This is a genomic window from Selenomonas oralis, assembly GCF_051603425.1.
GTDB classification, from domain to species: Bacteria; Bacillota; Negativicutes; order Selenomonadales; family Selenomonadaceae; genus Selenomonas; species Selenomonas sputigena_A.
The window spans coordinates 366,218-379,446 of sequence record NZ_CP194411.1; the positions used below are offsets into that span (position 1 = coordinate 366,218).

A 13,229-nucleotide genomic window follows, 5' to 3' on the forward strand; every position below is an offset into this window, starting at 1 on the left:
GGCCTGCCGAAACAAACGGCAAAAAGGCTCCCGCTTTGATCGGCGGGAGCCTTTTTTTAGCTTTCTCTGTATTCTTATTTCACCGTTTGCAGGTTATGCTAGGCCGCGGATATCATCCGCATCGATGGTCGGATTGAAGCCCATGCCGGTGAAGTTTCCAACGCCTGCAAGGTTGATGCCCTTGCCGCTGTATTCAACAGAAGCGTCGGCTTCGCGGTAGTACTTCATATCCTCATCGTCGTCATAGGACGCACGCGTATAGGCAATATCGTCGGGGCGGAACCTGCGGTCGACACCGTCATCTCCCATCGGAGCGACAGCGAGAGTACCGGGAACCTCATCGAGGATGAAGTTATCCCCGTAGTTTCCTGCTGCCAATGTGCGGCTGCCGGCATTCATGTACCAGCCATGAATATCATAGCGACCCGGAACCATGTAATCCACATCGCCTGCAGGTCCGTAGGAGAATCTTCCGTCGTTGAGACGGTTAATCTCGTCGTCGAGTTCATCAGGCCGCGCAGCGCCAGGGTTGACGCCGTCTTTGATGCGACCCGTGAAGTTTGCCGCACCGCGGCCCGCCGTGACGAGCTTGGAGTCAGAAACAACTTGCAGATGGCGGCGGTCGATCGTGCCCTCGCCCGTGACCGTGTTGCCATAGGTGGATGTACCGCTGTTCGCGAACTCGTAGTTTTTCATGACATCAGCATCCGACTTAAAGGTATATGTCACATTCTTGCCGGTGCCGGCATCCTTATCATTATAGCTTCCCGTCAGGGCGCCTTCGAGCGCTTTCTTATCCTTATCAATAAGAGCCGGCCCAACTCCATCATAATGGTTGAATGTCAGCTTGTTCCATGCGTCGTTGACCTTTGTCGTAGCGTCGTATGTCTTCCGGGCTTTTGCCGCAGTGACGTCGACCTTGCGTTTCGTGATCGCGGCCGTATCCGTCGTGATGCTCACCTTGTAGACGCCGTTCGCATCGGGCAGAGACGAGGCCGTCACATGATCCCCCTTGAACGTATAGTTTCCGTCCGTCCAGTTGAGCTTATACTCCACTCTCTTGTTCGGCCCGGCGTTCTCATCATCCATATACTTTGCACTCTCCTGATTCAAGGTCGGCAGAGTCAACGTATTGTATACGGGGTTGTGGTCTGTTTTGTCGATATTGTCCGTGAAGAAGTTGCCTGCAGCGTTGTCCTTGACCACTGTCGTGCCGTCGTATTCCTTCGTGACATTGGGATTCTTGAGGCTGAGATCGATCTCACGCGGCGTGATCTTTGCCTGCTTCGGATCCTTGTAACCATCCTTCGCCTCGGCTACGATGTAGTTGTTGCTCGCCGTACCGCCGAGGGTGAATCCTTTGTAGACGACATCCTTGTTGATGACATTGCCGCTTGCGTCTCGCTCTACATCCTTCGAGCCGTACTTGCCCGTCGGTGAAGCGAAGTGCCCCTCAGCTTCGTCGTTTGCGAGATTAACTCTTCCCGCATCCGGTGCGAGTATGCCGGTATCGCCCGAGACCGCATCTTCCAGCTTAAACTTGCGCTTAAACAGCGTGCCGTCAGCGTTGCGCACATAATCGTCACCGTCGAACATCTTATCGACAGGCTCTTTCGTATCGTCCGCCACCACATGAACCATGCGGCGCATGATGTCGCCCTTGCCGACGACCGTATTTCCTCCCGTCGAGAACTCGTAGTTCCCCGTCTCGACCGCCGGATTCACAGCCGTGCTCTGCAGGTTGATCTGATACTTGACTCGCTTGCCGTTTACCGTCTCGCCCGGATCTGCCGAAGCATCGGCATTCTCCGTAACGCCGTCCGCCGCGAGGAACTTCGATCCCGTAGCGTCGACTTCGACCGTCACCTTGTCCTTTGCCATCATCGTACGCGTCTCTTCGTCCGCGACGAGATCGGCCTGCGTCCAGCCGGCGACAGCCCCTGCGGGAATATTCACCGTGGCGTCGTACGTCTTGGAAATATACGGTGCCGCCACCTCGACCTTCTTCGGCGTGATCATCGCCGCCGTATTGTTCGGCGTCTCCGAGCCCGGGTCCTTCAGGTGAACTTGCGTGCCGTCGCCGAAGGCGGTGGCAAGCGCGGAGTAGTCATAGTCGACATTCTGATTGTTTTTCACAAGCTCTTTGAGGGACTTCAGGCCCTTGAGCGTGTAGATCATATCTTTGTCCGTCGTCACGCCGTCGCTGTTCTTGACGTTCTTGTCGTCATAGTGCGGGCGGAGCTCTTTGGCATCTGCCTTGTCCTCGCCGTACATCGTGTAGTCGAGCGTGATTTGCTCTCCGGTGCTGAGGCCGAGTATGAGATCGAGCTTGCGCTTGAAATCGTCCTTGTTTTCGGCGTTCATGGTCTTTCCGCCAATCATCGCCTCCGTCGTGCCGTCGTAGGTCTTGCTGAAGGAAGACCCTCTCCAGATTCTGCGCACATCGTTTGCCGTGACGGCAAGCGGCGTGATCTTTCCGGTGCCGAAGACTTCCTGCTCCTGAACGAAATAGTTCTTCGCTGCATTGTTTCTGGTCTTCAAATCATTGAAGGCCGGCTGCAGATTCCTGTACTGCACGTCGCGGTCAAGGACCGTGCCGTCAGCATCACGGTTTACATGAGGATTCTGCGTGAAGGAGCCGTTTTCATTTTTCGTGCCGTAATAGGCGCGAACGGCATTATTGTTGTGCGCCGTATCAAAGGACGTGTTGTCAAACTGGACGTTCTCGCCGTTCGTCTGACCGACGAGGTAGAGATGGCTCTGCGCCGTCGCGTCCGTGACATTGGCATTTTGGTCGTAGACCTTGTTTGCCCCCGGCGTCACTACGGCAGTCAGCTTCTTGCGCCAGATGTCGCCCGTGCCGACTACGCGATCCTTCTTGCCGGTACCCGCATCCAACTCGGTGATGTCCGTTCCGCTGCTATTGACAAACGTATAGTTCTCATTTGGGTCGGTGACCGTCGTATCGCCTTTGAGGCGCACGGTGTAGGCGACCTTCTTGTAGCCCGAGGCATCGCGGCCCGTGAGGCTGCGGTTCGCATCGGCCGCGTCGCCCGGATTGGTATCCTCGTAGTGCGCGTTGACGTTCGCCACATCGAGCACAGCACCGTCGCTTTCAACGAGGCCATGCTCCATCAGAAGTTCGCCGTTATCATTGCGCGCGGCCTTTTCCAAGACGAGCGTCTTGGTCACATCAGCAAAGACGTTGGCATGTTCCGTACCATCCGCATCGTAATGACCATCGCGCACGGCGTTTGTACCATCGTAGATCTTCTCCACATGGTTGACCGTCAAGAGGACATTGCGCTTCTTGATCTCGCCTAGCGCCTTGCCGGACGGATCCCTGTCATAGTCGCGCGTATAGTGGCGCGTCGTCGTGCCGTCGGCAGCCGTTTCCGTCGTGACGCCGGTCAAATTCGCGAGGTTGAAGTTCTTGTCATCAAGCGTGAACTTGAAGGTCACGTCCTTCTCACCGGCTGCGTTCTTGCCGCTGCCAGGGCGTCCGACCGTATCCTTGTAGCTCGCGCTGTCGACCTTCTGCGTCATCGCGACCCGCTTCGTCGTGCCGCCTTCCGTATACTCTACATAGACGGAGTTCACAAATCGAGCGGCGTCGCCGTTGACCTTCGCCGTGCCGTCATAGACCTTGGAGATCGGCGCTCCAGTGAAGCCAACCTTGAGATTGGCATCGCCGTCGATCACGCGCTTCGTGATCCTGCCGTCGCCATGGAAGCTGTAATTGCCGTTCGCATCCGGCGTGAGGTCGTTTCCGTCATAGGAAAGCGTATAGTTGCTCGCCCCCGTACCCGAAAGGCGGACATTGCTGTAGTCAACGCCCTTGTCGTTGACATTTTCATCGAGGTACGTGCCCGCATAGCCCGTCTGAATGCCGATGCCCGTGGGCGCTCCCGTAAGAGTGAGCAATGTGCCCAGATTCTTGACCGTCCGCGTGCCGTCATACTGCTTGTCGGCATAGGCTGCATTGAGCATGAGGGCGGCCTTGTCGATGATGTTCGTATACGTCGAGAGCGTCGTGACCTCGACCGTCGGGCGATTCGCATCGTAGATGACATAGTTGTCCCTGAAGTTATGGCCGTTTCCATCATCGCCGCCGATGGCGAGCGTGTAATCCACCTGCTTGTTCGTTCCGGCGTCCGACGTCAAATAAGCCGCCGTGGTGTCGTTGGTGCCGTAGCCCGTGACCATGCCCGTCGTCGCCGCTTCCGCTGCATTGCTGCTCTTGCCGAAGGTGACGTAGGCATCGCCCGTCGCCGGCACTGCGCCGTTGATCTTTACATCCCGCGTCCCGTCGTACTTCTTCCGCACATCCTGGTTGACCCTGGCATAGACCTTGCGCTTTTCGATGTCGCCCGTCGCCGTCAGCGTCTTCGTGTTCGCTCCGGCAGCATCGAAGGCATAGTTGACCGCATCCGTGCCGGAAAGTGTCGACGTATAGGTGATCACGCGGCTGTTCGTAGCGGCAGCTCCCGGATTGACGCTCGCATTCGCATCGTCATAAAGGGCGGTCTTGCCGTACTCAAGGCTGTCACCGTCGAGCTTACCCGCGATCTTGAGATTTTCCTTGTCCGCATCCTTCGTGCCGTCGTAGACCTTGCGCAGATTCGTCGGCTGATCGAGCGTCGCCGTCAGAAGCTTCTTCGTGATGTCGCCCGTCGTGTAGCGGTCGTACGTCTTGTCCGCGAGCATGTGGTTGCCCTGCGCGTCCGGCGTATAAATCGAATTGTCGAACTCGAGGTTCTGCAGCATCTCATCCTTGAACTTGACGTTGAAGAGAACCTTCTTGCCCGTTGCCGCATCCTTCGCGCGGCTGCCACCGCCTGCCTGGTATTCCGCCTTCGTCACCTTGTCGATATCATTGTTGAGGTCGATCAGCCTTGAGCCGTCCGCCTTCTTGATATAAATATCGTTGATATAGGTGCGCCACGTCGCCTCATTGTCCGTGCCGCCGACATTGGCGTTTCTGTCATATTCCTTCGTAATCGAATTGAACGCAAAAACAAGGTTCTGGTTCGTGACCCTGAGCGGCGTGATCGCACCGTCGCCCGTCATCGTGAAGTAGCCTGCCGCCACATCGGAGGCAAGCGCCGCACCGCTGGCGTCAGTGAGGTAATAGTTGCCTGCATCCGCGCCCGTGAGCTGGAGATGCTTGTAGGTGACGTTGTTCTTCGCTGTCGCCGCATTCGTGACGTTCGGCGAATTGTACGTGAGCGTGTAGGCGTTCGCAGGCGGGATGGCTCCTGCCGGATAGGGGTTCAGCGAAACATCGTCCTGCTGCCCGTTCTCATCCGTCAGGCCGTTGTCCAAGAGCAGCCTGCCGTCGCCGTCCTCGACCGTCACTCCGCCGTCATAGCTCTTCGAAACGGGAGAGCCGGGATCCTGGCGCACGGTGAGCGCCGCTTTCTTGATCGTGTTCGTATTCGTCGAGATGATATAGTTGTTCGAAGCGTCGGGATTGACGGCAGCCCCTGTACGTGCATCGAAGAATTCATAGTTCGAAGCATAGGTCGGATCGATCTTCAGCGTGTAGTTGACCGTCTTCGTGCCTTCGCCGTAGTTCTTATCGGCGTACTTCGCTGTTGAGACGTTCGTGCCGTACTTCGTGCCATTGATCTCGACCAGGCCTGCGTCCTGTACGATCGTACCGTCTGAGCGCTTGTTCCCCAGTTTCAGCAGGCCGTCTCCCGTCAGCACGGACTTATCCGCACCGAGGACAGTCGTCGCCGCATCGTACGTCTTCGACACATTGCCGTTCGTAAGCGCATAGACAGGACGCTTCGTGATCGTGCCGACGCCGAGCGTGCGCGTGACGGTGTTGTTCGCACTGTCGTAGCTGTAGCCTGCAGCCTGTCCCGCCGCATTGTTGAGGTCGGCGAAGCTGTAGTTCTTCAGAAGGCCGCTGGCAAGCTTGAGCGTATAGGTGACATTGCCCGTGCCCTGATTTGCCGTCACATTCGGATCGGCATACTCAGCCTTGACCAGGGTGTAGCCGTTGCCTGGCGTGAATTGCTTTTTGCCGACCGTGCCGCCGAGATCGACAGAAACCTCATCAATGTATCCGTCCGCCTGTGCCGCATCGCCATTTTTCTTGACATCCTTCGTGGCGTCGTAAACCTTCGTGACGCCGGCGAAGGCGAGGTTGAAGTCGCCGGCATTGACCTGGCGCTTATTGATCGTGCCCGAGCCTTTCTTGCTGTCGGCAATCGTGTAGTCGCCGCTCGAAAGCGCTGCCTTGATGCCCGAATACTGCACGAGGTTCGTGTAGTCGCCGGCGTCGCTCTGATGAGCGCCGTGCGCGTCCACATAGTGACCCTTGAGCGTCGTGCCCGCAGCCGTATTGAGCGTCGGGTTGTCCGCCGCAAGGAACGCCTCCGTATTCGCCTTGTCCGCATCGCCGTTGAGCGCCTTGAGCTTATAGCCCCAAGCAGGTGTGGTTCCCGTGAACTTCACGTCGGACGTGCTGTCGTAGTTCTTGACTGCCGGCTTGAACTCCACGTCGATCTCACGCGGGGTGATCGTCCCCTGCCCCGTCAAGGTCGTGATGGACGCCCCACCCGACGTCGAGACGAAGTAGTAGTCGTTTTCATAACCGGAAGAGACCTTCAGCGTATACGTCACGGTTTTGCCCGTGCCCGCGTGCACGTTATCGTAGGCGCCTTCAGACATATTGGAGCCGTTGCCGAGGACGAGATCCGGCATGTTGATGATCGCGCCGCCGCCGCTGGCCTGTCCGTGCTCATCGAGCACATCCGTGGCACGGTTGTACGTCTTCGTGACATTCGGCTTCGAGACGGTCGCCAAAATCTCCTTCGGCTTGATATAGCCGGCCGCCTTCTTGCGCGCGACGGTGTAGCCGCTGTACATATCGCCCGTGAGCGTGTAGTCGCCGCCGCCGATGCCGCTGAGGTCATAATTGCCCGCGCCGCCGCCCGGCAACTTGACCTTGTAGGTGACATCAATCTTCTGCTTGCCGGTGAGGAGCGCACCGCTGCGGTCGGTATTGGCATGTTTGTCCGCGTATTCCTTGCCCGCCATCGTGTAAGAATTCGGCGTAGCCAAGAAGTTCACGACCTGCCCGTTTTCCAGCGTGATGTTCAGGGCGGACAATCCTGCCGACTGCGAAACGGCAGTCGTTCCGTCGAATGTCTTCGTAACATCGTCGAAGTCCATGTTGAAGTTCGCGCTCGTCGGCTTGTACTGCGTGATCTTGCCCCTGCCGTCCGCCACGGTATTGGCGACTTCATAGTTGCCATTGTCGAGCGTCGGCGTAAAGGTATAATTGACCGTATAGTGCGTCTGCCCAGGCAGGAACGAGCCGTCCGGACGCGCATTAGCGTTTTCCGCCTCCGTCGCCTTCGTATTATCCGTGTAGTACTTGCCGACGACGGCGTTGTCTGCCCCGAGGGCGAGTTTCACCACATCGCCGCCGAGGACACCGTTCGTCACCGTTTCATAGCCCGCAGCCCTGAGCTGCTTGGCGTAGACGTTCGACGTCGTATCGTAGGAGCGCGTCACATCACCGGGCGCGGCAAGCGTCAGCTTCTTCGGCGTGATCTTGCCCGTGCCCGTCATCGTGACGGTATCGTTTGCACCGCCGTTCGTCACTTGCGTCGCGCCGCCGCCCGACGGCGTATAGGAGAGGATATAGTTCGTCGCGGCATGGTCGCCCGTAAGGCCGATCTTATACTCGACGTCCTTGCCGTCATTTTCCACAGCGCCTGTCAGAGCATTGCCCGTGCGGTAGACTTCGTGATCCTGCTCCGTGTGGCTGCCCCGCTTCTTGTAGACGGCAGCCGTCGCGGTGATCTGCGCACCGTCATCCGCTGCGCCGTCCTCCTTGACGAGCTTGTTCGCATTCGCCGCCGTCGCAAGGTAGCCGAAGTTCGTGCCGAACTGCTTGTCGGCAGCGAGGACATTGACATCCTTGTCATACTCCTTGTCGATGCCCGTCTTTTTCAGCAGGTCGACATAGACCGTGCGCGGCGTGATCTTGCCGTCGCCCGTGACCGTATGGACGCTGCCCTCGGCCAAAGCCTGCACGCTGCCGCCGCCCATATCAAATTCGTAGTTGGAAAGAATGTCCTCCGTAGTCTCGTTATGCGCCTTGAGCGTGTAAGAGAGGTACTGGGCGCCGTCCGCCGCATTTGCGGCGTCATAGACGTTCTTCGTGCGCGTCGTGCGGTCTCCCCGCACATAGTACGCCTTCTTGTCCGCAGCGCTGATAGAAAACGAAATTTTGTTCGCATCCGCTGCAATGATGTTCGTATCTGTGCTCGCTCCGGCGGCAGGCCCCGTGATCTTTTTCGTCACGCCGTCGACGACGGTGTAGTCCGTGCCGTCATAGACCTTGTCCGCACCGCCCGTGACGCTGAACTTCGTGGGATCGATCTTGCGTTTCGCAATCGTGCCCGTGCCCCAAATGGTGCCCGAGGTCACGACATCGCCTGCCATCGCAGCCGGCTCGCCCGTAACAGCCTCACGGTAAAGGATATTGCCGTCTCCATCAACAAGCTTGTAGTTGTGCTTATTGGCACCCGTAAGTTTGATGCCGCTGTAGGCAACACCATGTGCCCCCGCCTGCTTCGTTTCCGTGCCGGGGTTGGCATTGCTGTCGCCTGTCCTGTACTTCCCCTTGATATCCGTATAGTCAAGAAGATTTGCCGCCGTATCACTGCCGACGGTATTCGTAAGCGTCAGCACATTGTTTGTCGCCGTCGGAATATAAGCAGCGCCCTTGACATCCACATCACCGTCATAAACCTTGTTGATGCCCGTCGCCGGGTTCAACGTCGCCGTAATCGTGCGCTGGGTGATGTTGCCCTTAAGGTTCAGGGCGTTGATAGCGCTCGCATCAAACTCATAGTTTTCCTCGCCGCCCGTAAACCGCACCAAGGTACCGTCGACATAGACGGGCTTGTCATATCCGACATCCGGACTTTCCGCTGAGGCGGCCGTCCATGCCTGACGGAAGGTGACGGCATTGTTGTTGGCGAAATTGACCGCCGCACCGTCGCCGTCCACAAGACCATCCGTGCGCAGGGAAACATTGCCCGTCTTGATGGCGTTGGCAAACTGCGCCGAGGCATCGGCCGTGCCGTCGTACTCACGCTCGATCTTGCCCATATTATTGACCGATCCGATAACCTTGCGCTTGCCGATCGTGACGTTCGCGCCCGCGATATCATAGCCGTGCTGTCCGCCATAGAGCATAGCCTCGCGGCCACCCTTGCCGTCGACTCCATCATAGGCTGCATTGGATCCCGCATTGCGGCGGCCGCCGCCGGCCGTATCTTGGGAAAGATGTACGAGTGAGCGATCATCTGCGCCATAGAGTTTAAGATCCGCATCATTAACATTCGTGATGGCAGAGTACGAACCATCGCCATTTTTCTTCGCAATCTTCAAATAGTCGGCATTGTAGACACGGCTGATGCTCTTGCCGTCGTTGCTTTTCTTGCCCGCACGCGTGACATAGCTGCCGTCCGTCTGCTTGTCCGCTGCCTGCACCGTATAGGTGGAAGCGGTATCGCCGCTGTGCGCATGACCCGCCTGCTGGAAATCGGCATAGGCATACTCCGCCTGCACCGTGCCCTGCATAAAGGCGGTCAGAAGCGGCAGGGAATGACCGTCGAAAATGCGCCAGGTCTTATTCTCACCGCCGTCAGCAGCGATATCCCAAGTACGGTAGGAAGTGGCAGAAAAAGCGTCCTTTTCATCCGTGCCCTTCAAGAGTTTATTCTTGTTATTTGCACCATTGATCTGATACGATTCCTGCACCGACATGCTCAGGTCGTTGCCGCCTGCTGCTGCAGCTCCATTGTTTTTCAAATAGACATTGCGGAGAATAGATGTGGTTCCCTGACCGGTCGCATAACCGCCCCATGATTCATTGATGTTAGTGCCCGTATTAACCTGAACCGCACCCGTATTATAAGCATCCATGATCTGTGAATAATCCAAGTCACCGACCAGTCCGCCCGCCTGCTTTCCTATGTTGGATGTATTATATACAGTATCCAGCGTAGAATTTTTAAGCCAGCCTACAACACCGCCGGCTTTCGCAGCACTTGATCCCGTGCTGCCAATCATGCTCGTGCTTTCGTTGTAAACATTGAAAATATGGCTGTTCTCCGCCTTACCGACAACCGCGCCTCCATAATTAAGCGAGGAAAGATTCGCATTCTTGATGCCGACATTCATGATGACTGCACCGTTGATATTGCCGAAAAGCCCGGCATGGTCTGCAGCCGTACCTGCTCCGAGCGTCATATTCTTCACTTCATGGAACATGCCGTCGAATTTGCCGGTAAAAGGTGTAGCCCCATTACCAATCGGCGTATGCGCCGTAGCCGAAAGGTCAATATCATTCTTCAGCATATAATTGCCCGCGAGATCATTCTTCATATCCTCGAGCTCTTGCGGCGTACTGACGAGCTTAAAGCCATCCACGGCAAGATTGCCGTGATAATGTGCCGGAGCAGCGCCGCCCGCCGTGCTGCCGATATGGATATAGCCTTTAGACCGTGCAGCTTCAACAAATCCAGGTGGGGGATTTTGGGGAGAATTGCCAAACTTCTTCGTGTCCGTGCTCGCGCTGATCTGGACGTCCGTCGCCGTGATATTTGCCGAGTTCAGGATGCGGACGCTCTGCCCCTCGATCACGATCTTATTCGCTGCCACGCTGTGACCTGCACCGTCGACAAGGCTGACGACCTCCGCCTTTGCCGTATTCGGTGCGGCAGCCGCCGTCGTATTGATGATGGAGCTTTCCTGCGAGGCCAGCGTCGCGCCGCCTGCCACAGCCGTACCGATGGCATCGACATCGACCGCGCGCGTCGTCACATAGAGGTTGCCGACATTGACATTGGCCGTTTCGCCAAAGACAACGCCGTTCGTATTCGCGATATAGACATTGTTGCCGCCTGTAATCGAGCCGTCGATGCGCGACGTGACCTTGCCCGTGACGACATTGAGGTAATTGTTTGTCTTTGCGCCGCCGTCAAACACTACAGATTCACCGTTTTTGACGGAAAAATCCTTCCAGCCGATAACATTGTTCGGGTTGCCGCTCGTAATATTTGTCGTCATACCGGACTGGCTGATCGCTGCGCCGCCTGCGCGCACACCGTCATGATTTGGGCCGCCACCGTCGGCAATCGGCGCGCCGTGCGCCGTCGAGGCCACGCCGAGGAGGCCAGCCAAGATCCCGAGACTGACTTGACAGGCCAAGGCGTCCTTTTTTCCTATTCTCCTCATTGCATTTCTTCCTTTCTCATGGGGAAGCGTCCTCCGTTCTGCGCTTCCTCTATCGCAAGAAAGGCCACCACAGAATTGTGGTGGCTCTTCCTTCCCGGCATTGCCTCTTTTTCCAAAGGGCTTTCACTCATAGTTTACTGCAGCAGACTCAGAACGCCGCTCGACGACTGATTCGCCTGTGCGAGCATGGCCTGTGCCGACTGCGTGAGGATATTGCTCTTCGTGTAGTCCGTCATCGACTTCGCCATATCGGCGTCACGGATTGTCGACTCGGCATTCTGCGTATTCTCGCTCGCCGTGATGATATTGGCTGAGGTGAACTGCAGGCGAGCCTGCGCCGCGCCGAGCACCGTCTGCTGATCGAGACACATGGTGAGCGCATTCTCGATGACATTGATCGCCGCATTGGCACGGTCGCGCGTCGTGACCTGGATGGCCTTCGAATCATTGCCCATCATGCCAAGCGCCTTGGCGTGCATATCGGTAAAGCCGACTTTGACCGCCTGGTTCGAACGCGTGCCGATCTGGAAAACCATCGCATTGTCCGGCGTCGGATCCTGGGCGCGCACCGTCATGTTAAACTTATCGAACATATTGTTCTGCGACTTCTTGATGTTGCCGCGCGAATCTGTCAGGCAGAAAGTCACACCGCTGACTTGTCCATTTGTGCCGCCTTCTCTGGCACGGATTGTCATGGCCGTCTGCCCGTCAGGCGTATGCACCTTGTGCCCGTACTGGTCGACACCGACATCAGACCAATCGGGATCGGTGGTGCCTGGAAGCGGATCAACCCCAGTATAAACTTCCATATCCGTATTGGCAGGCACCCAGTTAAAGATATCTTGGAATCGATTATCCCCTACCCGCATCGTATTCTGATAAGTCTTACCGTCCTTGACATAGGAAACCGTCATCCAGTCCGTCGGCAGAACACCCACAGCACCGCCGTTTCGATCCTTCAAATCCGTAAGTTTGACAGTCGCAGGATTCGTCGTCGGTGCGCCGAAGTCAAATGCCGTATTGGCATAAGTCGAACTCGTTCCCTTATTCGTATCCGCAACTTTATTGTTGTACATGCCGCTCATCAGAATCTTGCCGTTGTACTGTGCATTGGCATTGTCGTTGATCTGGTCGACCATCTCATCCATTTCTTTCTGGATGGTCGCACGGTCATCGTCGGTGTTCGTGTCGTTCGCCGCGTTGATGCACTTTTCCTTCAGCGTGCGGAGGATATCGACCGTAGAGCTCACCGCCCCTTCGGCAACCTTCATCATGCTGTTGCCGTTCTGCGTGTTCTGATTGTCCTGGTCGAGCGCGCGGATCTGAACGCGCATGCGCTCGGAAATCGACATGCCGGACGGATCGTCCCCGGCGCTGTTGATCTTCATGCCCGAGGAAACTTCCTTCAGGCTCTTCATGCGGTCCTTCTCGTTCTTGTTCAGTGTGTTCAGCGTATTCGCTGCCTGCATGTTGTTCTTTACTACCAATGGCACGGTAAAAACCTCCCTGATCATGTGCCGGCTCGGCTTGAGAAATTCTCAAATTCCTGCTTCCCTGCGCCGCAGCCGCCTTCCCTGATATGATGTCCAAGAGACCTCCGCCGGCCTCCCTCTGCTTTACAGTCTTTATATCGTCGCTTGACCTCTTTTCCTTAAGTGCAGCAAGGAAATTTTTATGATTCGTTTTCTCAAAGGGAAAACCCGGCGTACGCCGAAGCATATGCCGGGTTGATTTTTTTGCAGACGAGCCGTATCCCTTACCGCGGCTTCGGAGCATCTGTCGGATGGCAGCTGCCTCCGTGGCAGCCGCCGCATCCTCCGCCGCAGCCTCCGCTGCAGCAGTCCTCCTTGCCTTCCTTCACGTTATGGTAGACGTGGCGCAAAGCAAAGAAAAGTGCAGCGACGACAGCAGCGCCAACAATGAGGCTGGCCATGGCGAAACGCCTCCTTCCCTGC

The 13,229-nt window shown here is 56.8% G+C and carries 3 protein-coding genes; all 3 read right to left on the reverse strand.

Features of this window, described 5'->3' with window-relative positions; translation table 11 throughout:
* Positions 1–93: 93 nt before the first annotated feature.
* Entirely contained in the window at positions 94–11,274 is an 11,181-nt protein-coding gene (locus ACRTGH_RS01875) for a YDG domain-containing protein (RefSeq protein ID WP_368847166.1), read from the reverse strand.
* Positions 11,275–11,408: 134 nt separating this feature from the next.
* Entirely contained in the window at positions 11,409–12,767 is a 1,359-nt protein-coding gene (locus ACRTGH_RS01880; protein WP_368847165.1) for a flagellin N-terminal helical domain-containing protein, read from the reverse strand.
* Positions 12,768–13,030: 263 nt separating this feature from the next.
* Positions 13,031–13,207, reverse strand: a complete 177-nt coding sequence (locus ACRTGH_RS01885) for a FeoB-associated Cys-rich membrane protein (protein ID WP_368847164.1) — start codon at positions 13,205–13,207, stop codon at positions 13,031–13,033.
* Positions 13,208–13,229 lie beyond the last annotated feature (22 nt).

Excerpts from the sequence above, each read along its gene's own strand:
- ACRTGH_RS01875 (WP_368847166.1), bottom strand. The coding sequence starts at position 11,274 with ATGAGGAGAATAGGAAAAAAGGACGCCTTGGCCTGTCAAGTCAGTCTC.
- ACRTGH_RS01885 (WP_368847164.1), bottom strand. The coding sequence starts at position 13,207 with ATGGCCAGCCTCATTGTTGGCGCTGCTGTCGTCGCTGCACTTTTCTTT.